The organism is Candidatus Pseudothioglobus sp. Uisw_086, from assembly GCF_048085745.1.
GTDB lineage: Bacteria > Pseudomonadota > Gammaproteobacteria > PS1 > Pseudothioglobaceae > Pseudothioglobus.
Window position 1 is genome coordinate 729,411 of sequence record NZ_CP159803.1, and the last position, 24,784, is coordinate 754,194.

28 protein-coding genes and 1 tRNA gene are annotated in these 24,784 nt (G+C 35.6%); 20 read left to right on the forward strand and 9 right to left on the reverse strand.

Annotated features, from left to right (window positions below; genetic code table 11):
- The first annotated feature begins 37 nt into the window (after positions 1-37).
- The 7 genes from rpsA to ABXT49_RS03675 all read left to right on the forward strand — a co-directional run bounded on the left by rpsA (position 38) and on the right by ABXT49_RS03675 (position 5,691).
- A complete protein-coding gene (gene rpsA, locus ABXT49_RS03645; protein ID WP_416653295.1) occupies positions 38-1,711 on the forward strand; it encodes a 30S ribosomal protein S1 in 1,674 nt (557 codons plus the stop codon).
- Positions 1,712-1,751: 40 nt separating this feature from the next.
- A complete protein-coding gene (locus ABXT49_RS03650) occupies positions 1,752-2,030 on the forward strand; it encodes an HU family DNA-binding protein (RefSeq protein ID WP_416653297.1) in 279 nt (92 codons plus the stop codon).
- A gap of 51 nt (positions 2,031-2,081) precedes the next feature.
- Positions 2,082-2,157: transfer RNA gene (locus ABXT49_RS03655), tRNA-Lys, on the forward strand.
- Between the two features lie 94 nt (positions 2,158-2,251).
- Positions 2,252-3,262: a tyrosine-type recombinase/integrase gene (locus ABXT49_RS03660; protein ID WP_416653300.1), complete on the forward strand. Its 1,011-nt coding sequence runs from the start codon at positions 2,252-2,254 to the stop codon at positions 3,260-3,262.
- Positions 3,263-3,289: 27 nt separating this feature from the next.
- Positions 3,290-4,366, forward strand: a complete 1,077-nt coding sequence (locus tag ABXT49_RS03665) for a hypothetical protein (RefSeq protein WP_416653303.1) — start codon at positions 3,290-3,292, stop codon at positions 4,364-4,366.
- A complete protein-coding gene (locus ABXT49_RS03670; RefSeq protein WP_416653305.1) occupies positions 4,363-4,788 on the forward strand; it encodes a hypothetical protein in 426 nt (141 codons plus the stop codon). Before ABXT49_RS03665 ends, ABXT49_RS03670 begins: the two co-directional genes overlap by 4 nt.
- Before the next feature lie 237 nt (positions 4,789-5,025).
- Positions 5,026-5,691: a hypothetical protein gene (locus ABXT49_RS03675; protein WP_416653308.1), complete on the forward strand. Its 666-nt coding sequence runs from the start codon at positions 5,026-5,028 to the stop codon at positions 5,689-5,691.
- 47 nt (positions 5,692-5,738) lie between these two features.
- Here ABXT49_RS03675 and ABXT49_RS03680 read toward each other — a convergent pair whose 3' ends face one another.
- The gene (locus ABXT49_RS03680) at positions 5,739-5,990 is read right to left on the reverse strand and encodes a hypothetical protein (RefSeq protein WP_416653309.1); all 252 of its coding nucleotides are present in this window, start codon (positions 5,988-5,990) and stop codon (positions 5,739-5,741) included.
- A 196-nt stretch (positions 5,991-6,186) separates the two neighbouring features.
- Between ABXT49_RS03680 and ABXT49_RS03685 the strand changes: the two genes are divergently transcribed.
- The 6 genes from ABXT49_RS03685 to ABXT49_RS03710 all read left to right on the forward strand — a co-directional run bounded on the left by ABXT49_RS03685 (position 6,187) and on the right by ABXT49_RS03710 (position 8,484).
- A complete protein-coding gene (locus ABXT49_RS03685; protein ID WP_416653311.1) occupies positions 6,187-6,348 on the forward strand; it encodes a hypothetical protein in 162 nt (53 codons plus the stop codon).
- Positions 6,349-6,350: 2 nt separating this feature from the next.
- On the forward strand, positions 6,351-6,566 hold the full coding sequence (locus tag ABXT49_RS03690) for a hypothetical protein (RefSeq protein WP_416653313.1): 216 nt from the start codon (positions 6,351-6,353) through the stop codon (positions 6,564-6,566).
- Entirely contained in the window at positions 6,563-6,787 is a 225-nt protein-coding gene (locus tag ABXT49_RS03695; RefSeq protein ID WP_416653314.1) for a hypothetical protein, read from the forward strand. Before ABXT49_RS03690 ends, ABXT49_RS03695 begins: the two co-directional genes overlap by 4 nt.
- A 175-nt stretch (positions 6,788-6,962) precedes the next feature.
- On the forward strand, positions 6,963-7,673 hold the full coding sequence (locus ABXT49_RS03700) for a hypothetical protein (protein WP_416653316.1): 711 nt from the start codon (positions 6,963-6,965) through the stop codon (positions 7,671-7,673).
- A 124-nt stretch (positions 7,674-7,797) separates the two neighbouring features.
- Positions 7,798-8,001, forward strand: coding sequence for a hypothetical protein (locus ABXT49_RS03705; protein WP_416653318.1), 204 nt, complete (start codon positions 7,798-7,800; stop codon positions 7,999-8,001).
- 252 nt (positions 8,002-8,253) lie between these two features.
- The gene (locus ABXT49_RS03710; protein ID WP_416653320.1) at positions 8,254-8,484 is read left to right on the forward strand and encodes a hypothetical protein; all 231 of its coding nucleotides are present in this window, start codon (positions 8,254-8,256) and stop codon (positions 8,482-8,484) included.
- Positions 8,485-8,578: 94 nt separating this feature from the next.
- On the opposite strand, the gene ABXT49_RS03715 is transcribed toward ABXT49_RS03710, so the two are convergent.
- The gene (locus ABXT49_RS03715) at positions 8,579-11,569 is read right to left on the reverse strand and encodes a Helicase associated domain protein (RefSeq protein WP_416653323.1); all 2,991 of its coding nucleotides are present in this window, start codon (positions 11,567-11,569) and stop codon (positions 8,579-8,581) included.
- Positions 11,570-11,703: 134 nt separating this feature from the next.
- Here ABXT49_RS03715 and ABXT49_RS03720 point away from each other — a divergent pair, with 134 nt between their 5' ends.
- Positions 11,704-12,957 (forward strand): hypothetical protein, encoded by a 1,254-nt coding sequence (locus tag ABXT49_RS03720; RefSeq protein ID WP_416653325.1) that lies wholly within the window; start codon positions 11,704-11,706, stop codon positions 12,955-12,957.
- A gap of 184 nt (positions 12,958-13,141) precedes the next feature.
- Here the strand turns inward: ABXT49_RS03720 and ABXT49_RS03725 are convergent, their stop codons facing one another.
- From ABXT49_RS03725 to ABXT49_RS03740, 4 genes are read right to left on the reverse strand one after another with little or no spacing between them, the layout of a single operon-like run.
- A complete protein-coding gene (locus ABXT49_RS03725; protein WP_416653327.1) occupies positions 13,142-13,732 on the reverse strand; it encodes a hypothetical protein in 591 nt (196 codons plus the stop codon).
- A gap of 8 nt (positions 13,733-13,740) precedes the next feature.
- Positions 13,741-14,262 carry a hypothetical protein gene (locus ABXT49_RS03730; RefSeq protein ID WP_416653328.1) on the reverse strand — a complete coding sequence of 174 codons (522 nt, stop codon included), beginning with the start codon at positions 14,260-14,262 and terminating at the stop codon, positions 13,741-13,743.
- Positions 14,255-14,731 (reverse strand): hypothetical protein, encoded by a 477-nt coding sequence (locus tag ABXT49_RS03735; protein ID WP_416653329.1) that lies wholly within the window; start codon positions 14,729-14,731, stop codon positions 14,255-14,257. Before ABXT49_RS03735 ends, ABXT49_RS03730 begins: the two co-directional genes overlap by 8 nt.
- A gap of 27 nt (positions 14,732-14,758) precedes the next feature.
- Complete coding sequence (locus ABXT49_RS03740) at positions 14,759-15,037, reverse strand: hypothetical protein (protein ID WP_416653331.1); 279 nt, start codon at positions 15,035-15,037, stop codon at positions 14,759-14,761.
- Between the two features lie 662 nt (positions 15,038-15,699).
- Here ABXT49_RS03740 and ABXT49_RS03745 point away from each other — a divergent pair.
- The 6 genes from ABXT49_RS03745 (at position 15,700) to oppF (ending at position 21,726) form a co-directional block, all read left to right on the forward strand.
- Positions 15,700-16,074 carry a hypothetical protein gene (locus ABXT49_RS03745; protein WP_416653333.1) on the forward strand — a complete coding sequence of 125 codons (375 nt, stop codon included), beginning with the start codon at positions 15,700-15,702 and terminating at the stop codon, positions 16,072-16,074.
- A gap of 114 nt (positions 16,075-16,188) precedes the next feature.
- Positions 16,189-17,814 (forward strand): peptide ABC transporter substrate-binding protein, encoded by a 1,626-nt coding sequence (locus ABXT49_RS03750; protein WP_416653335.1) that lies wholly within the window; start codon positions 16,189-16,191, stop codon positions 17,812-17,814.
- Between the two features lie 100 nt (positions 17,815-17,914).
- Complete coding sequence (gene oppB / locus ABXT49_RS03755; protein ID WP_271556285.1) at positions 17,915-18,838, forward strand: oligopeptide ABC transporter permease OppB; 924 nt, start codon at positions 17,915-17,917, stop codon at positions 18,836-18,838.
- A 3-nt stretch (positions 18,839-18,841) separates the two neighbouring features.
- Entirely contained in the window at positions 18,842-19,768 is a 927-nt protein-coding gene (locus tag ABXT49_RS03760) for an ABC transporter permease subunit (RefSeq protein ID WP_416653337.1), read from the forward strand.
- Positions 19,769-19,774: 6 nt separating this feature from the next.
- Complete coding sequence (locus tag ABXT49_RS03765) at positions 19,775-20,743, forward strand: oligopeptide/dipeptide ABC transporter ATP-binding protein (protein WP_416653339.1); 969 nt, start codon at positions 19,775-19,777, stop codon at positions 20,741-20,743.
- A complete protein-coding gene (gene oppF / locus ABXT49_RS03770) occupies positions 20,740-21,726 on the forward strand; it encodes a murein tripeptide/oligopeptide ABC transporter ATP binding protein OppF (RefSeq protein WP_416653341.1) in 987 nt (328 codons plus the stop codon). The genes ABXT49_RS03765 and oppF overlap by 4 nt, the downstream gene beginning before the upstream one ends.
- A gap of 150 nt (positions 21,727-21,876) precedes the next feature.
- Here the strand turns inward: oppF and ABXT49_RS03775 are convergent, their stop codons facing one another.
- From ABXT49_RS03775 to ABXT49_RS03785, 3 genes are all read right to left on the reverse strand, one after another.
- The gene (locus ABXT49_RS03775) at positions 21,877-22,446 is read right to left on the reverse strand and encodes a phosphoribosyltransferase (RefSeq protein WP_416653344.1); all 570 of its coding nucleotides are present in this window, start codon (positions 22,444-22,446) and stop codon (positions 21,877-21,879) included.
- A 118-nt stretch (positions 22,447-22,564) separates the two neighbouring features.
- A complete protein-coding gene (gene add / locus ABXT49_RS03780; protein WP_416653346.1) occupies positions 22,565-23,557 on the reverse strand; it encodes an adenosine deaminase in 993 nt (330 codons plus the stop codon).
- A gap of 5 nt (positions 23,558-23,562) precedes the next feature.
- Positions 23,563-24,777: a phosphopentomutase gene (locus ABXT49_RS03785; protein WP_416653348.1), complete on the reverse strand. Its 1,215-nt coding sequence runs from the start codon at positions 24,775-24,777 to the stop codon at positions 23,563-23,565.
- Positions 24,778-24,784 lie beyond the last annotated feature (7 nt).

A 24,784-nucleotide genomic window follows, 5' to 3' on the forward strand; every position in this document is an offset into this window, starting at 1 on the left:
CACAGCTTAATAATTACCGGTCAACATCGAGATAAATATGTCAGAATCATTTTCCGAGCTATTTGAAAATAGCGAAATACAACAAAACGTAAAACCTGGAGCCCTTTTAATGGGAACTGTAGTCAGCATGAATCGCGAAAAAGCGATTATTAATGTGGGACTAAAGTCTGAAGGTTTTATTTCATTACACGAATTTAAAAATGCTAAAGGCGAGCTTGAGATCACTGAAGGTGATGTTGTTGAAGTCGCACTTGACTCAATTGATGATGGCTTAGGTCACACTCTTTTGTCACGTGAAAAAGCGAAACGCATTAAGATGTGGCAAGAGCTTGAAAACGCCATGAACACTAAAGAAGTTGTTAAAGGTATTGTTACAGGCTCAGTTAAGGGTGGTATGACAGTTGATATTGGTGTTATCAAAGCATTCTTGCCTGGTTCTTTAGTAGACGTAAGACCTGTTAAAGATTTTGATTTCTTACTAGGTCAAGAAATTGAGGCTCTTGTTATTAAAATGGACGAAGTTAGAAATAATATTGTTATTTCTAGAAAGGCTGTTATGCAGGAAGTTAACTCAGCTGATAGAGAGGCTTTAATTGAAAATCTTGATACTGGTAAAGAAGTTGAAGGAATTGTTAAAAACTTAGCTGATTATGGCGCATTTGTTGATCTTGGTGGCGTAGATGGGTTACTTCACATTACAGATATATCTTGGCAGAGAGTTAACCATCCATCAGAGAAGCTAGCAATAGGTGATAAGATAAAAGTAAAAATTCTTAACTACGATAAAGAAAAAATGCGTGTTTCTTTGGGGCTTAAGCAATTAACACCGAGTCCTTGGGACAATATATCAGAGAGGCTTCCAATGGGCAAAAAAGTTTCGGGTGTTGTTTCAAACTTAACTGATTATGGTGCATTTGTAAGAATTGAAGAGGGTGTTGAAGGACTTGTTCACGTGAGTGAGATGGACTGGACAAATGCTAACGCTAGGCCTTCTAAGTTTGTTAAGCTTGGACAAGAAGTTGATGTTGTAGTTCTTGATGTTCAAGAGTCTAAACATAGAATTTCTCTTAGTATGAAGCAAGCAAAAGAAAATCCTTGGGAAGCATTCGAGGGGACGCATAATAAAGGCGATATGATTAACGTAACTGTTAAGTCAATTACTGACTTTGGTCTTTTTGTTGGCCTTCCAGGTGGAATTGATGGGCTTATTCATTTAGCAGATATCTCATGGGAGAAGCAGTCTGCAGATCAAATTGTCTCAACTTATTCAAAGGGACAAGAGCTTGATGTTGTAATTCTTAATATAGATGCTGAAAAAGAACGAATTTCTTTAGGAATTAAACAGTTGACTTCAGATGATTTCTCTCAATATGCAACTGCAAACTCTAAAGGCTCCATTGTCAAAGGCGTCATCCAAGAGGTTGATGCTAGAGGTGCTGTTGTATTGTTAGCAGCCGGAATAACTGGTTATCTTAAGGTGTCTGAAATTTCTCAAGATAGAATTGATGACGCATCGACTGTATTAAAAGAAGGTGCAGAGGTTGAAGTCGCTATTACTTTAATTGATAAAAGAACACGAAAAGTAAATTTAAGTATGAAGGCTAAAGATTCAGTTCAAGAGAAAGCAGTCATGGATGACTATAACAGTCAATCGACTCAAACTTCTGGATCAACACTCGGTGATCTCTTAAAAGAAGCTAAAGATAAATAATTAATTAAAGCTGTTATACCAAGGTATAGCAGCTAATTATATGAAAAAAATCGACCTTATTGATGTAATATCTAAAGAAACTAGAATTACACGCTCAGAAGCAAAACAATCTGTTGAAATTATCCTTGAAGAAATTAGCTTAGCAGTGATTTCTGGAAAAGGTGTTGAAGTAAGAGGTTTTGGTGGTTTTCAAAAACGTCATCGTAAAGGCAGAATGGGTATTAATCCAAAGACTGGCGAAAAGACTGAAGTTTCTGAAAAATTTGTTCCTTTTTTTAAGCCTGGAAAACTTCTCAAAGAGGCTGTTAATAAAGGCTAATTTACGATTGATTAATGAACATTAGTTCAGTATAATTTCTCGTTTTTATATGGGGCGTTAGCTCAGTTGGTAGAGCATCGGACTTTTAATCCGCTGGTCGAGCGTTCAAGTCGCTCACGCCCCACCATATACCATAAGGGTTTCCAGTCAAGGAAGCCCTTTTTTGTAACATAAATCTTAGCATTTCGTGCAAATTTCGTGCACTTAAGTGGAGGTTTATCGTGGCAACTATACAAAAGATACTCAATACAAACAATTCGTCCTATCGTGTGTTTATTCGCAAGCAAGGACTCAAAACATTAAGCAAAACATTTCCTACTAAAAAGCTAGCTAAAGAGTTTGCTCTAAGTATGGAAAGTGATATTTCAGCAATGATGTCAATTAGAGGTAGAAGTAGTAATACATTATTCAAACATCTTGTAGATGAATACCTTCTAAAAGAATACACTGGCTCAAGACCTAAAGCACAGGCTAAGATACTAGAGTTCTGGACTGATATTATTGGTGAAAGAGTTATTATGGATATTACTAAAAATGATATTTATGTAGCATTAGAGCTGCTTCCCAGTAACTTTAGTAATGCAACAATTAACCGCTATAAAGCAGCTATTTCAGTTGTATTTTCTTATGCCTGTAGGGCTTTTGATTTACCAACAAATCCTGTCCGCAAAATCCCCTCTCTGCCAGAGAATAATGAGCGAATAAGGTTCTTATCAGAAGCTGAAAGAACGCGTCTATTTAGCTCTTGTAGAGGCTCTCAGTGGGATAAATTGTACCTATTAGTACTGCTTGCCATAACGACTGGAGCACGCAAGGGAGAACTTACTAAACTCAGTTGGAATGACATCGATTTTGATAGAAGAACTGCCTATGTTGCTACCACTAAAAATGGTCAGCCTAAAGTATTGCCTTTGACCGATTCAGTTATTAAAGAGCTGACACTATTTGATACCAAAGATACTAGTCTAATCTTTGCCTCTAAGATTAAAGAAGAGGTTGCTTATTGCTTTACGAAGCCTTGGAAGAAGGCACTCGAAGACGCCGAAATTAAGGACTTTAGATTCCACGACCTTCGTCATTCGTGTGCGTCGTATTTAGCCCAATCTGGGGCTTCATTGCTCGAGATAGCAGATGTTCTAGGACATAAACAAATCAACGTGACTAAGCGTTATGCCCATCTATGTATAGAGCACAAGTCGAGTCTTATTAATAGAGTGATGGGTGGTATTTAGTTTCAGAATAAACTACAATACATTTCTATGGATGACTTGATAAGAAACAAAATTATCTCAGCTAATGAGGAGTTTCAAGGCTTATGGCAAAAGCGGATTTCTAATCAACTTTCTTGGTGGGGTTCTGAGTATGACCGCGATAATGAGGAGTTTATTGATATAGCCCTAAACAGTGAAATGACGAAAATGCAAATTCTTTTGTTGAAGCTTGCAATTCACGAATGTAATAATAAAGGAATTCATCCAAATGACGAAAATTCAAATGAAATATTTGATAAATATTATGAATTAGCAGCTGACGTCATTTATTCTAGTCACATTCCAGAAGAAGATAGATATTTGCCTCAAAATTCTTGGGAAGATGATGGCTGGGGCGTTGCTCAGCGTGGTCGATTAGCGTCTAATTTTTCCTCCCCAATTGTAAATAAAATTGTTAATATAGAGAAAGGAAAAAGACCTAACATTCTTTTTCATAATCGAGAAAAAATTACTGAAGCTGCAACTCTTTATCTTAAGTCGAAAATTCGTGATAAAGAGATTGACCATTTGTTTTTAAAACTTCTTTCAGATATAGAAATTATTGCTTGCATTGAAAAGTTTGGTATGTCTAAATATTTTGCTCCAGATGATAAACCTTGGGGGAGGCTCCTTAAACGAAAAGACTTAATTGAAGAGGAGGAAGACTCACTTTCCCACTATAAAGATGTGTTAAGTGGGATTTGGCCAATGAAGCTTTTTATTTGGTTTTTAGGTATTAGCATCTTTACAATTATTGCTTCAAATTTAGTTTTTTTTATTCCAAGCAATGCAGGCGATTTTGTTTCAATTATTCTAATTATTATTTGGTTTTGGGATTATAAAGGTTCTAAAAAAGCTGCCAAAAATGCGTTAAATAATTTTGAAACTAGTTTTCCAACATTAAATTTAGTTGAAAAGATGGAGAATTTTTATTTCCTAATTAGAACTTCTTCTCCATTACCAGTTAGCAAGATAAGAAAAGATGTGAAAAATTGGGAGGATTGTCCAGGATTCAATGTTTCTATTCCTGATAGCTTAAAGTCTTTAATTACTGATATGGAGAGAAGAGGAGTCAAGTGGATATGAGAAAACTACTCCTATTCCTGCTATTATTTTCTTTATCAACAATTAGTATGGCAAAGGTTGGAGATACCTATTCTTGCAAAATGGTGGAATATTGGTCAACTGAGAAGTGGTGGGAAGGCAAAGTAGAAAAAAGAGCACTAGAAACTTTTTCATTTAAAAGAGAAATGACTTCATATGGTGATTCAATTACTATTACTCCTGGTTATTATGAAGGGAGTTTAAATTTTTCAAGTGGTTATTTTGATGTGACTGATACTTATGGTGTTGAGAATTTTACTGCCGAAGGATACCGAGTTTATATGACTTATGACAACCAATATAATAAAGATGACCCAATTGAAGAAATTGGATGGTTTAACTGGGTTCTTCTATATCCTCGAGGCATAGATTCTGTTTTAGCTACGTGTAGGATTATTGATTAACCAATACATTAAACCCCTATTCTATAGGAGTTAAAGAGTCTTACAGCTTGACTTTCTAACCATAATGTTGTATAATACACCCCTCAGAAACGAACAAATAATCCCTTCATCAAATGAAACGGGAATCGGCATCTATAGCCACTAAATCAGTTTCTGTTGTAACCCGTAAATAAAGAGACTAGCCTTTCTGGCTAATAATTCAATTAACTAAATTATCATTTACTTAAGAGGAGCTTTATGAATCAATTACAAATCAATAACCCAACAATTATAAATGGTTTTGACTATTCAACTGTCCAGGGCAGAGTTAAGGCGTTTCATTCAGACCATCAAGACGGTCAAATACTAACTGAAATTGTCTCGAATAACAAAGACACAGGAGAAGTAATCTTTAAAGCCCACGCAGTTATCGATGGCGTAATAAAGGCCACATCACACGCTATGGAAATTAAAGGCACTAGTAACATTAATATGACATCTCATATTGAGTGTGCTGAAACAACTGCAATTGCTAGAGCATTAGCGATGTGTGGATATATGCAAAAAACTCAACTTGAAAGTTTTGAAGAACTTGAAAATGCGAGACTCCAAAGAGAAGAAATAGCAAAAAAAGAAAAAATGCTTAAGACAAACATTGCGCGCCTTTCAATAAAATTTAAAAAAGCTATAGATTTAAAGGATGACAAAGGAATTCAAGAGGTGCAAACAGAGCTTAGGAAGGCTTATGATAAGGAGGATTCTCTTCGTAAAGGAGTCAATGCAACGCTAAGTGATAAGCAGGTGGAGTATTTGGTTGAACGTCAACAACTAATGTCTGAACAAAGAAGGATTGAGAGAGATAGGAGAGAGTCTGTTATTAGTAAGCGTGCCAACAGGTTACGTGAGAAGGAGTTATTTGGTTAGTAGTCAATATAACTAATATGAGGCGTTAGTTAAAAGCTAGCGCCTTGCTATTTATTGTGAAAATTTTGATAGTCCAGCAATATAGCGCTTAATGAGGAATGATAGTCGCTAAATATCAATCTATCATCTGGCCAAACACACACTTCAACTGGTGGAAGTTCAAGTATCTTTACAGCCATTTCTGCTTTAATTTCAGCCATTAACTCTAAAGAGACAAGCTCTGCCTTATGTTGAGCTGAACTTAGCTCGCTAGCAAAAGAACATTGAGTTAGAAGTAAAAGCAATATAAATCGTTTCATATTAACAATTCTAGGCAGCAAATGTGAATGCATTATGTTTTCTTAATGAAGTTATGGAGTAGATTGAACCATACTAAATAAAAGTGTATATACTCAGCCTTAATTATGTTTCAAGTAGGAGTTACATCATATTTCTATCCTAAGCCTTCTACCCATTCCATTCACTCCTGGATGGATATTTACTCCTTTCTACGGGATGCTGATTCATTACTTCTCCAAGTATAAGAAGACAGGAATTGCCCTGATAGTCCTATTTTTTGTTCCCTATGTTGGTGTGATTGTTTCTCTTATCTTTTGGCTTAGTTCTTGCTCTGATATGTCGGTATGCCTTCAAGATAGTTTCTGGGATACGCCTTGAATATGGATTCCATCTTTATGACTGTTTGGCTTCTCGTCATCCCCCTTGCGGGTTTAATCCTTATATGGGGTCCAAAGTATCGTAAGCTTGCAGTTCTTCTTATATTAATAGGTCTAAGCCCTTACGCTGCAACGGGCTACTCAGCCTATCAAATTTATGATAACTGCGAATTTAAAGACGGCCGATGCTTTTACGATGTTCTCTGGGATACCCCTTGATTGACTTTCTTAATTCAGTTCCACTCTATCCAGGATGGTTATTTCTCTTCTTTTTTGGACTATTTTTCATAAAGCTTACAAAGCATCGTAGGCTTGGAAAAGCAATCATAATAGTATTCTCTATTCCTATTTTTTTTATTGTTGCATCAATGTTTTTTGGGATATGGTTAATGGAGACTAACCCAGGAGTTTTTCCAGGTGGGGAGGCTTTTACCGGTTAATGGCAGCTCTATTATTTCTTATAGTCCTAGGCTTTCTATGGCTTGCACTACCTCAAGATAATAAGAAGGTAGCAAATACTCAATACTTGATTATTATTATTATATTTCTCTTAGTAATATTGCTAGGAATCTACTTTACTGTGGCTCTTTATAACGGATGGATAGTATTAGGCTTATGAAAACAAACGAAAACATAATAGCTAAAAAGTATTGGGTTACCTGGGGACTAACTACTGGACTAGGGATTTTTATCCTTTTGATACAGCTAGGTATCTACAATTACCGCCCAATATGCTCACCAGTGGTAGGTTGCGGTTATGAAGTTCCATTATTTTTAACAATTCTCATTTCAATTTTATTACTAATTACTCGGGTATTTAGAAAGAATAAGTTAAAGCTAATAACTCCTTCAATGCTTGTGGTCTTTTCATTTCTTATTCTTATCTTTACTTTTTCTTCAGAAAAGAGGTTTAATGAAAGTATGACCTCCCTTGCTAAAAACATTCAAGAGTTATGTATTTCAAATGAAGAATGTCCAATAACCTTATCTACCGCTTTTGATGATGTAAAGCTAGTTAAGGCTGGCACTATATGGACTCTAGAAGGCGACGAAGATGAAATTATAGAAAATACAACTAACATTATTGCCGCAGGATATATTAACTCAAGTTCTTATAGATATAAGTTAAAGCCTTACTATGGCTTTATGTCCTTTGACTACAGAGCAACTGGAAGTAACTTTAAACTGGAGTGGGTATCAGGTGAGGCAAAGGTCATAAGAGCTAGAGTTACTAATGATGAGAGCCCCAAACTTCTTTTGGAGGTTTACTGTGAGCCGGGCGGTGAGACTTGCTATGAAAATGAAATTGGAACATCATATTTATAGTTGTTATGTATAGTATGAAGAAATTAATTATTATTGCATTTTTGATTTATCTAGGATTCTTTTCTTACGCAAGATGGAGCGTTGAAAAGGAAGCTTGTTTTATTGATGAAGTGTGGATTTGCTGATGAAAATATTCCTAAAAATACTCCTAGTGTTATTTATTATTGGTGCTTTTTTCAGGTGGATGGGGCATCAAGAACTTAAGTCTCTAATAGAGGAAGGATATTTAGATAGTGATTACACACAGTTAGAGCTCGCTATATTATGTGAAAAATACGATGATGATGTTCAGCCTATCTTGGGTTGTATTACTGGTGGTGTTTGGTAATGAGGTTTACTATTCACAATTAGAGAGAGAGACTGAGCTGAGTATTATTATGGTGATACTCCCTAAAGAAGGACTAGTATGGCTTAATCGCTCGGATTGGTTTTAAGAGAAAAGCATATGAAAACAAAACATCCATACAATAAGCAAGTTAAATGGGTTGGTGTCTTTTTCCTAGTATTGACATTGGGAGGTATTATTTGGGGGTTCTTCTTGCTTAATAATTATTATATTTCTCTATCAATATAGTTAGCTATGAAGAAACTAATTAAAGTCGCTCTTGTATTAATTCCAATAGTAGTTATTTTTAATTGGTTTACATCAGACTCATCAGAAATAAGAAGGCTAATTGAGCAAGGCTATCTTAATGCTGACTATACGAAAGAAGATGTAAGAAAACTTTGCAATCCACAGACTGATGAAGAAAGAGAAGCTGCAAAGGGAGCTGACATTTTTCAAAGTTGTATTAATAATGGTGCTTGGTAATATAGATATGCACTCAGTTCAAACTGAAATATAATAAAAATATGAAAAAAGAATTGAATAACAACCTGCCTTCCTATTTGAAAGAATAGTCATTTTATTTTTCCCAATTCCATCCATTAATTGAATCTAAAAGATTTATTCTTTCTTTCTTAAGTTTAGATTTATTTTTGATTTGGTAAATAGCCCAGTGGTGCAATGATGAGTTTTCTCTTTGTGTAGGCAGTCTGTTGTATTTATCGAAAAAATCTTTCAATTTAGAAAAGTTTGACATCCAGGCTAATTCTTGTCTTGTTTCCCAAATAAAGCCTATATCATCAAGTTTGGCTATTCTTTCTTTTTTTAATTTACCCTGTTTTTTAAATTTCCTTTGTGAGCCAACCCAAGACCCCAGCCCAAAACCATCTTTGGTTTTATATGACTGTTTTATAGGCTTGGTAATATCATTAGTTATAGCGTATTCTTTTAATGCTTGATACCCCTTATTCCATATAACCTCATCAGACTCTTCCCAAGTCCAAAATTCAATAGATTCTAATAATTTAACTTTCTTATCAGATAGTTTATCTTGCCTTTTTCTGTTGTAAAGGCGAAATCTACCAATTAGAAAACCATTAAAAACTATATTTCCAAATGGCAATTTTTTATGGAGCTCACAATATTGTTTCAATGCTTCAAAATTTTTAAACCACAATGCTTCAACAGCATCCCAGTGCCAACCATTAATTGCTTCAAGCCTAACAATTCTTTCTGGACTCAATATATTTTTTTTATAGTTTTGTCTTTGAAAGCCAACCCAAAATCCAAGAGTTTCTCCTTCATCTACTTTTACTCCATCATCATTTACTTGATCATTGCGGGCTACGTCTGCAGTTTTATATATTTCTACATATTTTAGCAAAAGTTCAAAATTATAATCCCATAGAGCTTCTCTAGCATCCCAAGTCCACTTAGGCAATTGTTCCAACTTAGCTGCCTGAGCATTAGTAAGTTTGGCTCTATATTTAGGGTTTCGTTGTTGACTCACCCAGGACCCAAGATTATGATTATTTTCGGTGTGCTCATAAGGAACTAATGAGTGCCCCTCTCTCTCGACAAAAGATAGCAATATCCCATACCAAAAACTCCAATATGAAGTTGTTCTTTCAACAACAAGTGTAGAAAGAGCATCTGAAAAAGAAACGTCAACACTTGTTGGTAGGTCAATATGGATCTTTATTGAAGGGCTTCCTAACCTCCTCTTACTAGTTTTTCCAAGGGAAGTTCTAAAGTCTTCAAGCTCAATAACAAGGGTGTCATCGTGAGACTTTAAGGCGTTGATTACATCACATATTGGCTTAAAGTTGCTAGATTCAATTGAGTGAACTTGATTTTCGCCTGGACTAATAAAAACAGGAAGAATTATTGACCCCATTGTTTTATTGGGACTAAGCCTTATCGCTCTTCCTGTTGCTTGGATTATGTCTATTTCACTACCTTTGGGATCAATAAATGCAACTGCATCCAATGATGGTAGATCAATGCCTTCTGATAAACATCTTGCATTTGAAAGTATTCCAATATCAGCTTGATAAAGCTCTTTTAGTTGTTTAATTTTCTCCTTTCTTCTGTCTGTAGGCATTTTACTTGAAACAATATCTGACCAGATCTTTCCTGATGGCCTTTCATTCTTGTTGATTAATTCAAGTGAGCTTTGAATTTCTTCTGCAAAGTCTGTTGCATAAGGAATATTACTATGAAAACTAATCATTCGTTTTATATCAAAATCTTTTATAGCTTTTAAAACTCCAATTTGCGCTGCTAAAAACTTTGCATCATTATTTATCTCACTATACTCAGTCTTAATTAGTTCTCTTTGTTCTATAAATTGAGCAATCATTGGATCATCTATGCCAATAATAACTATTTGATAATCGGTAAGCTCGCCTATTTCGATTGCCTTAGAGAAACTTAAAGAGTGAAATACCTTTCCAAAAGATTTTTCATCACTCATATCAACAATCTCTAATCCCTTCTCCTTTGCGCGACTTTTAATTAAAGTTTTGAAGATCTTTGCAGTTGCTGTAGTAAAAAGTCTCTTATTAGATCTAATTTCACTTTCACTAAGTACAGTAGTAAATGCCTTGTCTTTTACGCCAGTACAACGATGAGCTTCGTCGGCAATTACAAGATCAAATGAAGGTATATTCTGATTTTTTTGAGCTTCTGCTATAACAGGTGAGGAATGATAAGTAGAAAAAATTACCTTATCTCCATCTAATCTAAGAAATTCTTGTATGGCTTTGGAGTCTGTAGTAGCTGGATAAAATACATCTTGCAAGTCTTCTTTAAATTTATCAGCACCTTTTTTATTCACCGTTCTATCAGAACATACACAAAGCACTTTAAGACTTGATTTACTCAAAAAGGTCCATTCACCAAGTGTTTGTGAAATAAGTTGTAAAGATGGAACTAGAACTAAAGTTAAGTTTGATTTTATTTGCTCTTTAATCCACAAAGTAGTATAGGTTTTCCCCGTACCACAGGCCATAATTAATTGTCCACGATCAGCATTAGAAAAGCCATTAATAACATCTTTGATTGCTTCTTTTTGATGTTCTTTTGCCGTGTGTTTTTTCTTTCTATTATTAACTGTAAGGTCTGAATAAGTTTCTGGATAGTTAATTGCTGAGTTTTGAAAATCTGATAATAAAAATAAAGTTACTGGCTTATCTTGTCTTTTCATTACGCGTCTGGGTTTAGGTCCAATATGATTCGTGGTCCCAATTAATAGTCGCTGGTGAATTTCTGGTCCATTAGATTCACTCAAGAAAGAATCGATATCTGGTTTGCTAATATAGAATTCGGGACCATAATTCTTTGCTTGAACTGCCCATATCTCTCCTGTTATTTTGTGCTCAAAGATAAGATCAATACCGTCATCAGGCCCCCACTTACCTGGCCATTCATCCCAAAGCCAAATCATTCCTACTTGAGTTGACCAATATTGGTGAACTTTTAAAAATGATTTTACAAAATGCTCAAACTGCTTCCCTTTATCATTACTATCAGGATTAAAAGTTTTAATAAATTTGTCAAAAGAAGCCATAATGATTATTGTACTTAAAATGTTTAAAAAAAAGAGTGCTTGATGGACTATTTTGTCTAACTAATCGCTAGTAAATATGTAATACTTCTACAGTGGCTCATATACCCAAAATAAACCTCTTTCTAGACCTCAATATGCCTCATTTAGAGGAGTTATCAAGCCAACTAGGGAAAGACCTTGGAATGAGGCAAGAGAGTCAATTTAAGGCTTTAAAACTGCTGTTATGTAATCTATTCATACAGGGGCAGAGGCGAGTTATGGTCTCTCGTAAAAAGCAATCTTTAGGAGGCAAAAGATACAATCCATTAGCAATTGGTTATAGTTCAATCATTTCGTCCCTAGATGCTCTTGAGAGCAATGGGTATATCATTCAAGAATTAGGGGATTTTGACGAGAACAAACGAACCACTATGATGCCAACTGAGAGGCTATTACATTGGCTTGAAGACACTGGTTGGTCAGATGAAGGTATAGACAAAAAAGTTGGGACTTATATCACCCTCAGAAAAGCTAAAAAAGATAATGGAAAGCATTCTTATATCGATTACCAAGATACTGAATATTCCAAGTGGTTAAGTGAAGAAATTAAGCAGTATGACCAGCTTCTTAGCAAAAGCAGGATTGTGCTTTTAAATGATGATGGAACTGAAGATAGAGAATTTAAAAAGTTCACAGTTCAAAGAAAATTTATTAGGCATAACCATCAAGGTGAGAATACTGAGTTTGCCTATGGAGGAAGGATGCCCGGTCCTTGGGTTAATCTATCATCAGAGCTCAGAAAGAATATAACTATAGATGGTCAGCCAACGGTTGAGTTAGACCGAGATGCATCACATCTAAATTCTATGTATCAAGTGATAACTGATGCTCCATATCCTTATGACGATGACCCTTATCACATTGTTGTTGATGGTTATCCAGTGCCAAGGCATATCGCTAAGAATTTCTCATCATTTATGCAGGGCAGTAATTCAGTCCTTGGAACTGCTCATTCAGTCATTAACCATTATAAATATGAGGCTCTTAAAGTTAAAAATCCTAAAGCTAAAAACATTAAAAAGTATGAAGAATATATTAAGTTTAAGAAGAAAGTAAAGTCTACTGACATAGCTAAAGCAATCTTAAACAAACATCCAAAGATTGCTAAGCACTATAACAATGGAAAAATCTATGGCGATTTTATAAGTTGCTGGGAGTCTGACATAGTCTTTGAAGTTGTAATGGAGCTGACCAAGAGAGGAATACCTTGTCTCACTATTTATGATTCTTTTATAGTGCCAATTCAGTATAAAGATTTAGTAGACAAAATGAAGGATGTAACACCTTATATAAACAGAAGAGGATTACCTAAAGAGGTATTCAAGATGGATAACTATAATGATAACTAATAAGGATATATCTTAAGTCTTTAGCTCTTTAGGTCTTTGGGAGACTCAAGAAACCTATAGGGGGTCAACTCGTTTTAAGAAACTCTATCTCTCAAAAGATTTAATTGTACTTCTAATGTTATCAATAAATTTTTTTAAAGTTAATAATAGTTTTTTCATATTATTCTTTTTAATAAAAAACACTTCACTTGTAATTTAGTCGCCATTCGCGAAACTCTTTATTGTGAATAGCAAAAGTAAGACCCTCTGTAAAACCGTTCTTAAGTCTGTAAGTCTCTTCAAGGTCTTGACAGTAAATATCAATAATTACTTTTGAACCAACCAGATTGAAATAATCATACGTACCTTTGGTTTTTTCTTCTATTGATTTATCAGTTTTAATGTCTGGGAACATACCAGTAAGGATTTTTGCAATTTGGTCTCTTTGTTTAATACAAGCATCAAAGCCCTCTATGTAATCCTTATGACCTCTAATAGCGTATATCGTATAGTTGTTTGGAATAGTATTCTTAATAAAAACTGAAGCCTTGTCATATATATAATTTTCTCTAGGCACTATGATTTCCAAAAACTTGTATGGTTCTTTGAGATTAGAATATCGATTTAAATCTTTGAGTTTCTCTATCCCATCAACAATTTCATCTTCACTCATAAAGTCAAGCAGACTGTCTCCAACACCTATATCTACAACTTGAAAGTCTGAAAAGTCATCTGCAAAAACTGAAGGAGAATTAAGAAAGAATAGTGAGAGCAGAAGTAGGAGTAGTTTTTTCATATTACCCCCTAAGACACTAGAGCTGAGAATATAAATGTGTAAAAAATAATCTGAATTAATATAACAATTAGAATAGCTCCAAATGCATACTTTTTACTTGAGCCCGTTGCTAATGCTAGATTAACTGAGAACATATAAATAATATAGAATACACCTATGAATCCTCCAATAATTGCTATCCAAGATGATGCCTCAAAATTTTGAGTAATTAGAAGAACAGCAATAACAGGAATACTAACTGCTATAGATAGCATTACATTGTAATGAAGGAATGATAAAAACGTGTGATTTTTGCCTATTCTTCCAAACCAATATACAAAGAATATTGTTTCAACAAAAGTAAGTACAAAGCCTTCCAATAGGTCAAGGGTTAAAGCAGATGCAATTGAGGATTCATTGTCACTTGAAAGAAAAGTAGTTGGAACCACCAAGATAAGCATTATGATGAAGATTAGAGCAATAGGGTACTTGTTGTAATGCTCTATATTTTTTGATTGTATTTTTATTAAATCAGCTAAGTCATTAACCATTAAATAATCCTTTTATGAGAGCTGGAGCAATGCTAAATATAACAGTAGTGGGTATTATCGCACACAGAAATGCAAAACTAATACCAGCAGGGATAATTAATAAATTGAATATTGATAAAGTAAGACTGTTAATCTTAGAATATTTTTCTGTAAGTTTTAACATCCTTAAAGGCATTGTCACTAGAAAGATTAATGTCAATATAATGGCAGAATAAATAATTGTTACAATAGCAAGCGAGTAATAAGTTTTATCTAAAACAAGATGGTCGTTAATAAAGTAATCTCTTGACATTACTTCAATTAAAAAATCGTAGGCATATGTTGGAGAAACAAATGGCTTCAAAACTCCTAAAATTAACTCTGAATCGATAGGAATATGACCTCTACTAATACTGAGAGTTAATCCAGCAAGGGCTATAACTACTATTCCCCACGCAAATTGAACAATTTTGTCTTGAAAGTCATTCATATTTAGTTTACGAGAGGAAGTAGATTTTTACTCAGAATCCTTAGCCTTATTAAGTCTGTATTTTTTAATACTAAAAAATATGCTTGCGTATAGAATTGCTCCAATCAATTTATATATTAACTCTTTATCAATTAAATTTTCACCAACCCCTAAATAAAAAGATATAGACCTCATAATTACAGCATAGGCTATGGCATAAAGAACCACTCTAAGATATACATTTTGAAACTTAACTATTAGTAAGCAAGCAATAATTACAAGCGGGTCAAGATTCATCCCAACAAAGTGACCTATTTCATATGACATAGAATTCCTCCAATTTTTTAAATATTAAGATAAAGTAATTAATCCTTCTAAAGAGAATATCCACTAAATCTAAACCAGTCTATATCAAATAGTTCAATACAGAACAAAGTCAGAAGAATAGCTACTGACACTATTATTACCTTTTGTATAAAAATTTTCATTACCAAATAGACTCCATAAGAGTGATAAATAAGATTATAAGTAGCTTTTTCATACTGGGATTATAATTCAATTAGAACTAAAGTCCAAACTTCGTTTCATCTGTGAGGGAGGGATTATTAATAGTTAGTCGAGTTCAATAGGGGGTCCCCCGGTGTCTTTAATTTCGTGCAAATTTCGTGCACTTGCCGTGAAATGAAGGTGGATTTTGGTATAATTGAAGTATTGCAAGAATGCCTAGGTTTGTTGTTATATAGGGAAGGGTAGAGCGTTTCAACTCTACTTGTTGAGTTGAGTGGCGTAAGCTGTCGGACTTTTAATCCGCTGGTCGAGCGTTCAAGTCGCTCACGCCCCACCATATTCTAAAAAGCTTGCAGCATTGCAGGCTTTTTTTGTTTTCTAAAGGCTTTAGATTGAATGGAAATTTTGAGTATATGTAGAAAATGTCTATGATTACGTAAAAAATGTTCAAAAACCAACTACTATTAATCTTTTGATAAGTAATGTTATTAAGTCAGTTAGCTCTTTGGGGAAGTCTAGGTTTCTTGGTTTGTGCTTCAATCTTTCTTTGGATTAAGTGGCGAAAGATTGGCTCGCCATTACTAGTCTTGATTATTTTTACATTATTTATTTATTTTTTTGGAATAACTAAATATTCAATTCTTGGATCAATGAGGCTTAACTCTATCCCAACAGTAATGAATTTAGAGACTGATTCTAAATTTGTTAGTCGCGGTGAAGCTATTCTCGACTCACTTAAAAGTTGGAATAAAATGTTAAGAGGAAAAAAACCTATTTATATAACCTCAGATGGCTCTCAAATTTCAGTAGATCCAATAGGTGATGAAAAATCTATAAAACTTTTTAAACGTTTTTAATAGAGAAATAATTCATAAAAAATCTCAATATTAATATAAATAAGTATAAACTTTCATTAGTCCTCATTTCATTATGACGGATTTTTAATTTTTTTAATATTAAGGAGAAAAAATATGAATTATTTGCCTAAGTCGTTGGCAGTGGGATTTGTATTGGCGTCTTTTGCTTCAGCCTCTGTGTTTGCAGCAACTCACCCAGTAACAGGCGAAGCCCTAGCTGATGATCAGACATTTACATACAGTTTGTTAGACGAATTTAGTTCTGCTGACCCTCAAATCGTTGAGGATGTCTCAGGAGCTGATATTGTTCGTGACCTTTTTGAAGGCCTGATGAATCAAGATGCAGATGGAAATCTTGTTCCAGGTGTTGCGACTGGTTTTACAACAAATGATGCAAAAGATGTCTATACATTCACGCTTCGTGATAATGCAATGTGGTCAGATGGTAACCCAGTTACCGCACATGACTTTGTATACTCATGGAGACGTTTAGCAGATCCTGCTACAGCCTCACCTTACTCTTGGTTTGCTGAAATTATGGCTATTGAAAATGTCGGAGCTGTGTTATCTGGTGACGCTTCACCTGAAACTCTTGGAGTTACTGCCCTAGATAATAATACTCTTGAGGTTCGTTTAACAGCTTCATTGCCATATTTTGCTGCAATGACTACGCATAGCTCAACTTTTCCAAGTCCTGAGTGGGTAGTTAGAACATCTGGTAATGATTGGACTAAGCCTGAAAATATTGTATCTAATGGTGCATATATTTTAACTGAGCATATTCCTAATGAGCGTTCAGTACGTGAGCGTAACACTATGTATTGGAATAACGATGCAACAATTCTTGATAAAGTTGTTGGATTGGTTATAAATGACGAGAATACAGACTTGACTCGTTATTTAGCTAATGAACTTGACAAAGGGACTGTGCCTTCAGGTCAGTATATTCGCCTGAAACAGGACTATCCTAATCAAGCAACTTCTTTTCCAAGACTTTGTAACTACTACATGACTTTTAATATGTCACCTAGTGGTCCTGAAGCATTTAAAGATGTGCGTGTTCGTCATGCTCTAGCCTATGCTATAGATCGCTCAGTTATTACTGAAAAAATCTTACAAGCTGGACAAATAAACGCATTCACATTTACTCCTGGGGCTACAGCTGGATTTGACGTTCCTTCAGTTGCATTTGGTCGTATGACTCAAGATGAGAGAAACGCTAAAGCAGTTGAATTGTTAAATGAAGCTGGTTATGGACCAAGTAATCCTCTGAAGTTTGAGTATTTATATAACACTTCTGAAGGTCATAAGAAGATTGCAATTGCGGCTCAGCAAATGTGGAAAGAAACACTTGGTGTTGAAGCTACGCTTGCTAATCAAGAGTGGAAAACATTCCTTAAAACTCGTGGTGGTCAAGGTTTTGAACTTGCACGTGGAGCTTGGTGTGGTGACTACAATGAAGCGTCTACTTTCCTAGACCTTCTAACTACTCCTTCTGGTTACAATGATGGAAAGTATAGTAATGCTGAGGTAGATCAGCTTATGCTAGACGCGAGGACTATGTCTGATGCATCAGGAAACTACACACGTATTGAGGAGATCCTAGCAAATGAAATGCCAGTGATTCCGATTTATCATTACGCTGGTGTATTTATGCTTAAGACCAATGTAAAAGGTTGGCCTTATAACAACGTTGAGCAAAACGTATATTCTCGCAATTTGTATAAGATTGCGCAGTAATAGTTAGTTTGATTCTAAGAGCATCGCACAGATATTGTGCGGTGCTTTTTTATTTGTACGGTACAATAATTCATTAAATTTTTTCTGGTCAATTTCGGATATGATCAACTACATAGTTAAGCGAATTGGAATTGCTATTCCGACTCTGCTTGTTCTTATTGCGGTTAGTTTTTACTTGATGCATGCAGCTCCTGGTGGGCCATTTACATCGGAAAGACCACTGCCACCACAAGTACTTGCAAATATTGAGGCAAAATATGGCCTAGATCAGCCAATTTGGCGGCAGATGTTTAGTTATCTATGGGGAGTTTTAACTGAATTTGATTTTGGACCCTCCTACAAATATCATGACAGAAGTGTAAACGAAATTATTGCACAAGGTTTTCCAATTACTTTGAAGTATGGATTTTGGTCATTTATTGTTGCTGTTGGAGTTGGCATACCATTAGGCGCAATTGCTGCAATACGTAAAAACACTTGGATTGATTACTTAGCAGTAGGTGTATCAATTGGTGCTCAAGTGCTCCCAAATTTTGTGATGGCGCCATTACTAATTATCGTCTTTACTTTGTGGCTTGATTGGCTTCCTGGTGGTGGATGGAATGGAGGATCGTGGCAATACCTTATAATGCCAGTCATTGCGCTTTCAACGAGCTATATGGCATCTATTGCTCGCATAACTCGTTCATCTATGCTTGAGGTTCTAAATACGAATTACATTAGAACAGCAAAATCTAAAGGACTTCCAACAAAAATAATATTCTTTCGTCATGTATTAAAGCCCTCCCTTCTTCCAGTAATTTCATACCTTGGCCCGGCATTTGTTGGATTAATAACAGGATCTGTAATCATTGATATGTATTTTTCAACTGGCGGCATGGGCTACTTTTTTGTTAATTCAGCGTTTAATAGGGACTACTCAGTAATGATGGGAATAACTATTGTAGTTGGTGGCCTTACAATTTTATTTAGCTTAATCGCAGATCTTTTGTACGCCTGGGTTGATCCAAAGATTAGATATTAGAAAATGATTGCAATAAATAAAAACAAGATAAAAGAGATGGCGGATAATCTTTCTGAATCTGGAACTGGCCGTTCATTATGGAAGGATGCACGGATAAGATTTATGCAAAACAAGGCCGCAACAGTTAGCCTATTTATTCTTGCAGCGATAGTACTCTTTTCGTTTATTGGGCCATATTTTGCTGTTTGGAGTTATGAGAAGATTGACTGGAATGCAATGGGCTCTGCAGCCAGAGTTGGGATGCCATCAATCGAAAGTGGACATTTTTTTGGGACCGACGATCTAGGTCGAGATTTGTACTCAAGAGTAATACAAGGAACACAAATCTCTCTAATGGTTGGCTTCTTAGGAGCAACAGTAGCGGTTTTTGTGGGCACCTTATATGGTGCTACTTCTGGTTATTTAGGAGGGAAGACTGATCAAATAATGATGCGTATTGTTGACATTTTGATGTCAATTCCGTACATGTTTGTTTTAATACTTTTGCTGGTTGTATTTGGCCGCTCAATTGGAATGCTTTTTATAGGAATTGGCCTACTATCTTGGTTAGATATGAGTCGAATTGTTAGGGGACAAACCCTTAATCTTAAAAATAAAGAATTTATTGAAGCTGCAAGGGTAACTGGGGTTAGTGACTTTAAAATTATAACGCGACATATCGTTCCTAACCTTCTAGGTATTGTTGCGGTATATGCCACTCTTTTAGTGCCTGGAATAATATTGGCAGAAAGTTTTATATCCTTTTTGGGTCTTGGAGTACAGGAGCCATCAACAAGTTGGGGTGCTTTAATTAAAGAAGGTGCTGGAACAATTCGTTACGATACTGAATGGCAACTTCTATTTCCGTTAGCATTTTTTGTTGTCAGCTTATTCTGCTTTTATTTTATTGGTGATGGCTTGCGTGATGCGCTTGACCCAAAGGATCGATAAACTACTATGAGCTTTTTAGAAGTAAACAATTTAAAAGTAGAGTTTGATACTGCGGATGGCGTAGTAAGTGCAGTTAACAATGTAAGCTTTTCACTTGATGAGGGAAAGATCTTAGCGATAGTTGGTGAATCTGGAAGTGGAAAAAGCCAAACTGTTTTTGCTATGAACGGCCTCCTTGATCACAATGGCAGGGCAAGTGGTAGCGTTAAATTTGAAGGCAAAGAGATTCTTAACCTTCCTAGCAGAGAGCTCAACCTTATTCGGGCTCAAAAAATTGCAATGATTTTTCAAGATCCAATGACCAGTCTTAATCCCTATGTAAGAGTTTCAGAGCAAATGGCTGAAGTTCTTGTTCACCACCAAGGAGTCTCAAAGTCGGATGCAATTCAGCAATCAATCAATATGCTCGATGCTGTTAAAATTCCAGACGCTAAAAATCGCATAAGGATGTATCCACATGAGTTTTCAGGGGGAATGCGCCAGCGCGTAATGATTGCAATGTCTCTACTATGTCATCCTAAGCTTCTAATCGCTGATGAGCCAACGACTGCTTTAGATGTTACTGTGCAGGCGCAAATTATGCAATTGCTAGCTGATATTCAAAAAGAATTTGGCATGTCAATTATTTTAATTACTCATGATCTTGGAGTTGTAGCTGGAAATAGTGATGAGATGCTTGTTATGTACGGAGGAGAAGTAATGGAGATAGGTAAAACAGAGCATCTCTACTCTAATGCTACGCACCCTTACACTCAAGGCTTGATGAGCGCGGTGCCAAGGCTTGATGACTCAGCAGATAGATTAGTGACAATTCCTGGAAACCCTCCAAACATGATGCTAACCCCAGTTGGTTGTCCATTTTCACCGCGCTGTATATTTGCAAATACTACATGCTCCTCACAAACTCCTATCCTAACTAAAGTTAATAATGATCACTATAGAGCTTGTCACGTTGCAATAGAGGACACATTATGAGTGAGCATAAAATTCTCCAGGTTCAGAATTTAAAAGTAAATTTTGATGTTTCCTCAGAAGGGGATATGCCATGGACTAAGGCCAAGAAATTGCAGGCAGTAAATAACGTTTCGTTTGATTTAAATTCTGGTGAAACCCTTGGCATAGTTGGGGAGTCAGGTTGTGGAAAGTCTACTTTGGCTAGAGCAATTGTTAAAATGGTGCCTGCTGATTCAGGAAAAGTAATTTGGTTTGGGGGTGACTTGTTAACTCTAAACAAGTCTGAAATGAGGCAGCACCGTAAACAAATTCAAATGATTTTTCAAGACCCTCTTGCAAGTCTAAATCCTAGAATGAATATTGGTGAAATTATTGCAGAGCCATTAAGAACACATTACCCTAAAACTCCAGAGTCTGATGTAAATGAGAGAGTTAAAGACGTAATGAATAAAGTTGGTTTATTGGATAATTTAGTGAATCGTTACCCTCATGAGTTTTCGGGCGGACAGTGTCAGCGAATTGGTATTGCAAGAGCTTTAATTTTAAAACCAAAGCTTATTATCTGTGACGAACCAGTATCTGCACTTGACGTCTCAATTCAGGCTCAAGTCGTTAATCTCTTGATGGATTTACAAGAAGAAATGGATTTAACTTTAATATTTATTGCTCATGATTTAAGTATTGTTAAGCACATTAGTACTAAGATTATGGTTCTTTATTTGGGCAATATGGTTGAACTTGCAAACAGTAATGATATTTATACTAAGCCAAGACATCCCTATACCCAGGCTCTTATTTCTGCAGTTCCTATTCCTGACCCTAGTATTGAAAAAAGTAAAAAACTAATATTAATAGAAGGTGATTTACCATCGCCAGTTGACCCTCCTTCAGGTTGTGTTTTTAGAACAAGGTGTCAAAAAGCTCAAGATATTTGTGCAATAGAAAAGCCTGAATTTAAAGAGGTCTCAAACAATCATGAGGTTGCTTGTCATTTTCATGATTAAGTTTCTTAAAAAACGAATTAAAAATAAGTGGATGCTTTTTATTTTGCCTTTTCTATTTTTTCTAATAAAGGGCTTAATATGGCTTGCCATATTTTACGGGTTGTGGGACGTTATTAAATCGGCCTTCTAAATTTTGATACCTTGGAAGATTTACTTAACTTTAACGTGAGATAAGATTTCTTTCATATCTTTCTTATTTTCAAAGATTTCTTGTTCTGAAAGTCCATCCATCTCATGAGGAAAAACTAGCCAATCATCAGTCTCATGAATATAGTAATCTGGCACAGTATCTATTATGTTTCTTAAAGGCTTATACCAAGGCATAGCCATGCGAATATCATGCGGTATATTTTTTCTAGATTTTTCGTTCAGAGTATCTAAGATCGCTTTAATACTTCTGCCCGAGTCAAAGACATCGTCAACAATAAGAAGCTTGTCTTCAGCATTCATGTGACTGATTAGATAGTCGATACCATGAACCCTAACCTCTTTTGCTTGTTTATTAATGCCGTAGTATGATGAAGTTCGAATCGCAATATGATCAGACTCATTGCCCAAATACCCAAGAATCTCTTGAATAGCTATACCAACTGGCGTTCCACCTCGCCAAACTCCAACAATAAAGTCAGGTTTGAAACCACTATTGTGTATTTGAACTCCCAATCTAAAAGAGTCAAGTAGTAACTCGTCAGCTGTGATGTATGTTTTTGATAGAGACATTTTTATTATTAGTTGTTATTTAAATAATGTGACTTGAATGGATTTTAAAGCATCTTTATTATTTGAAATTTTATAGAGGTTTCGACATTTATATTTATAGAATTCTATTTTTTCTTAATTATGACTGTGAAATTTTATTGAGGAGGTTTAATTTTGTCTCAGGGTCTGCAAAAGAAGACTTAATAGCCATTGTTGAGATAGATTTAAGGTGCTTAATTTCAAAGCCAAGTTGATCAGCGCATCCTTGATATTCTTGACCAACGCTAGTATGAAAAAATGGTGGATCATCTGAATTAAGGCTCACACTTATCCCTTTAGACATAATGAGTTTGATTGGGTGACTCTCCCAACTAGGGTATATCGAAAGAGCTAGATTACTTCCAGGACAAATCTCTAAGGCTATATTACGATTTTTTAGAACATCTAGTAGGTGCTCATCTTCCACGCTTCTAACTCCATGACCAATTCTACTAACGGGTAAATAATTTATGGCATCCCAAACACTTTCTGCGCCGCATATCTCACCTGCATGAACTGTGCAAGGATAGTTAGCTTTAGCTGCAATATTAAAAGCAGGGGCAAAATCAATTAATTTGAATGAATTTTCATCACCGCCCATACCAAACCCAACAACATAAGGATGAGGGTTATCAACCATTTTTTGTGCAACATCAACCCCTTTTTGAGGTCCTAAATGCCGAACGCAAGTTACAATAATTCGCCCAATAATACCAAAATCTAACTGCGCATCATCTATTCCTTTTGCGCACCCTCTAATCAAGTCATTATAGCTAATACCGCAATCACTAGCGTGATCAGGAGATATAAAGGTCTCAGCATATATTACATTTTGTGATGAGCAGTCTTTAAGATATTCATACATAATATCTCTGTAATCTTTAGCATTTTTAAGGCATGAACTTACTGAGTCATAAGCGTTAAGAAAGCTTGGAAAGTCAGTCCAGGCATAACCACCATCTTCATCAAAAATATCTTCATCAAAGTCAACGTTATTACGTTTGGCAATTTCATGAAATAATTTAGGGTTAATAGTTCCTTCTAGGTGGCTATGAAGCTCAACTTTGGGTAGCTTTTGAATTTGATCTTGCATATTAGTTAACTTAAATTACAAGCTTTACCATGAAGTAAAGGTTCTATTTCAAGATGCTGAGCAATAGTTTGTCCCATATCACAGAAGCTTTCTCGCTCCCCTAAGTTATTGTTCTTTATTGATTGTCCATAAAAAACAACTGGAACATGTTCACGGGTGTGATCATTACCAGGCCATGTTGGGTCACAGCCATGATCTGCTGTTATTAGCACCAAGTCATTGCTGGTTAGTTGCGATTCAATTTCAGGTATTCGGGCATCAAATTGCTCGAGTGCTAGAGCGTACCCTGCAACATCACGTCGATGGCCAAATTTAGTATCAAAATCTACTAGATTTACAAAGATTAGTCCTTCATTAACTTTCTTCATTTCAGATAATAATTGATCAACCAAGCCCATGTTATTAGCTGCCTTAACGGTATAGCTAACTCCTTGATTCGAAAAAATATCTCCAATTTTTCCAACTGAGATAACATCTCCACCACCATCTTGAATATTGTCTAACAGCGTTGGGCCATTGGGCGGCGTAGTAAGATCTTTTCGATTAGCAGTTCGCTCAAAGCCATCTTTAGAGTTTCCAGTAAATGGCCTTGCGATTACTCTTGTAATTTCTAGTGGATCAACTAAGCGTTTTGCAACGGTACATAATTCATAGAGCCTTTCTAATCCGAAATGCTCTTCATGGGCAGCAATTTGAAATACTGAGTCAGCCGAGGTATAACAAATAGGAAATCCACTATCTATATGCTCTTGTCCAAACTCTTCAATTACTTGAGTGCCTGATGCATGTTTGTTTGCAAGTGTCCCATCTATTTTTCCTTCCTTTATAAGACTAAGAAGGAGTGATTCAGGAAAGCAGTTTTCAGTTTTTGGAAATGTTCCCCATTCAAAAGGAACTGGCAGACCACAAATCTCCCAGTGACCACTCGGGGTGTCCTTGCCAGCGCTAACTTCTTTCGCATAACCAAAAGCGCCCTGAGGCTCAACTCGAGAAATTGGTAAGGGTTTTTTACGGCTTGCAATTGCAGCCTCCCCTAAACCCCATCGAATCAAGTTAGGAATAACTAGGGGGCCATTTCGCTCAGAATTGTTAGCGCTATCAGAATCACAAGACTCAATAATATGACCTAAAGTGTCCGCCCCTGTATCACCATAAAGATGTGAGTCCTCAGTTGAACCTAAACCTAGAGAATCTAAAACTAAAATAATTGATCTTTTCATCTATAAA

Coding starts and splice junctions, on each gene's coding strand:
- ABXT49_RS03720 (WP_416653325.1), top strand. CDS start 11,704: ATGCCTCATTTAGAGGAGTTATCAAGCCAACTAGGGAAAGACCTTGGA.
- ABXT49_RS03665 (WP_416653303.1), top strand. CDS start 3,290: ATGGATGACTTGATAAGAAACAAAATTATCTCAGCTAATGAGGAGTTT.
- ABXT49_RS03715 (WP_416653323.1), bottom strand. CDS start 11,569: ATGGCTTCTTTTGACAAATTTATTAAAACTTTTAATCCTGATAGTAAT.
- rpsA (WP_416653295.1), top strand. CDS start 38: ATGTCAGAATCATTTTCCGAGCTATTTGAAAATAGCGAAATACAACAA.
- ABXT49_RS03710 (WP_416653320.1), top strand. CDS start 8,254: ATGAAGAAACTAATTAAAGTCGCTCTTGTATTAATTCCAATAGTAGTT.
- ABXT49_RS03725 (WP_416653327.1), bottom strand. CDS start 13,732: ATGAAAAAACTACTCCTACTTCTGCTCTCACTATTCTTTCTTAATTCT.
- ABXT49_RS03785 (WP_416653348.1), bottom strand. CDS start 24,777: ATGAAAAGATCAATTATTTTAGTTTTAGATTCTCTAGGTTTAGGTTCA.
- ABXT49_RS03775 (WP_416653344.1), bottom strand. CDS start 22,446: ATGTCTCTATCAAAAACATACATCACAGCTGACGAGTTACTACTTGAC.
- ABXT49_RS03675 (WP_416653308.1), top strand. CDS start 5,026: ATGAATCAATTACAAATCAATAACCCAACAATTATAAATGGTTTTGAC.
- ABXT49_RS03740 (WP_416653331.1), bottom strand. CDS start 15,037: ATGTCATATGAAATAGGTCACTTTGTTGGGATGAATCTTGACCCGCTT.
- ABXT49_RS03735 (WP_416653329.1), bottom strand. CDS start 14,731: ATGAATGACTTTCAAGACAAAATTGTTCAATTTGCGTGGGGAATAGTA.
- ABXT49_RS03730 (WP_416653328.1), bottom strand. CDS start 14,262: ATGGTTAATGACTTAGCTGATTTAATAAAAATACAATCAAAAAATATA.
- oppB (WP_271556285.1), top strand. CDS start 17,915: ATGATCAACTACATAGTTAAGCGAATTGGAATTGCTATTCCGACTCTG.
- ABXT49_RS03705 (WP_416653318.1), top strand. CDS start 7,798: ATGAAAATATTCCTAAAAATACTCCTAGTGTTATTTATTATTGGTGCT.
- ABXT49_RS03670 (WP_416653305.1), top strand. CDS start 4,363: ATGAGAAAACTACTCCTATTCCTGCTATTATTTTCTTTATCAACAATT.
- ABXT49_RS03765 (WP_416653339.1), top strand. CDS start 19,775: ATGAGCTTTTTAGAAGTAAACAATTTAAAAGTAGAGTTTGATACTGCG.
- ABXT49_RS03750 (WP_416653335.1), top strand. CDS start 16,189: ATGAATTATTTGCCTAAGTCGTTGGCAGTGGGATTTGTATTGGCGTCT.
- ABXT49_RS03680 (WP_416653309.1), bottom strand. CDS start 5,990: ATGAAACGATTTATATTGCTTTTACTTCTAACTCAATGTTCTTTTGCT.
- ABXT49_RS03685 (WP_416653311.1), top strand. CDS start 6,187: ATGCTGATTCATTACTTCTCCAAGTATAAGAAGACAGGAATTGCCCTG.
- ABXT49_RS03745 (WP_416653333.1), top strand. CDS start 15,700: ATGTTATTAAGTCAGTTAGCTCTTTGGGGAAGTCTAGGTTTCTTGGTT.
- ABXT49_RS03650 (WP_416653297.1), top strand. CDS start 1,752: ATGAAAAAAATCGACCTTATTGATGTAATATCTAAAGAAACTAGAATT.
- ABXT49_RS03700 (WP_416653316.1), top strand. CDS start 6,963: ATGAAAACAAACGAAAACATAATAGCTAAAAAGTATTGGGTTACCTGG.
- oppF (WP_416653341.1), top strand. CDS start 20,740: ATGAGTGAGCATAAAATTCTCCAGGTTCAGAATTTAAAAGTAAATTTT.
- ABXT49_RS03690 (WP_416653313.1), top strand. CDS start 6,351: ATGGATTCCATCTTTATGACTGTTTGGCTTCTCGTCATCCCCCTTGCG.
- ABXT49_RS03760 (WP_416653337.1), top strand. CDS start 18,842: ATGATTGCAATAAATAAAAACAAGATAAAAGAGATGGCGGATAATCTT.
- add (WP_416653346.1), bottom strand. CDS start 23,557: ATGCAAGATCAAATTCAAAAGCTACCCAAAGTTGAGCTTCATAGCCAC.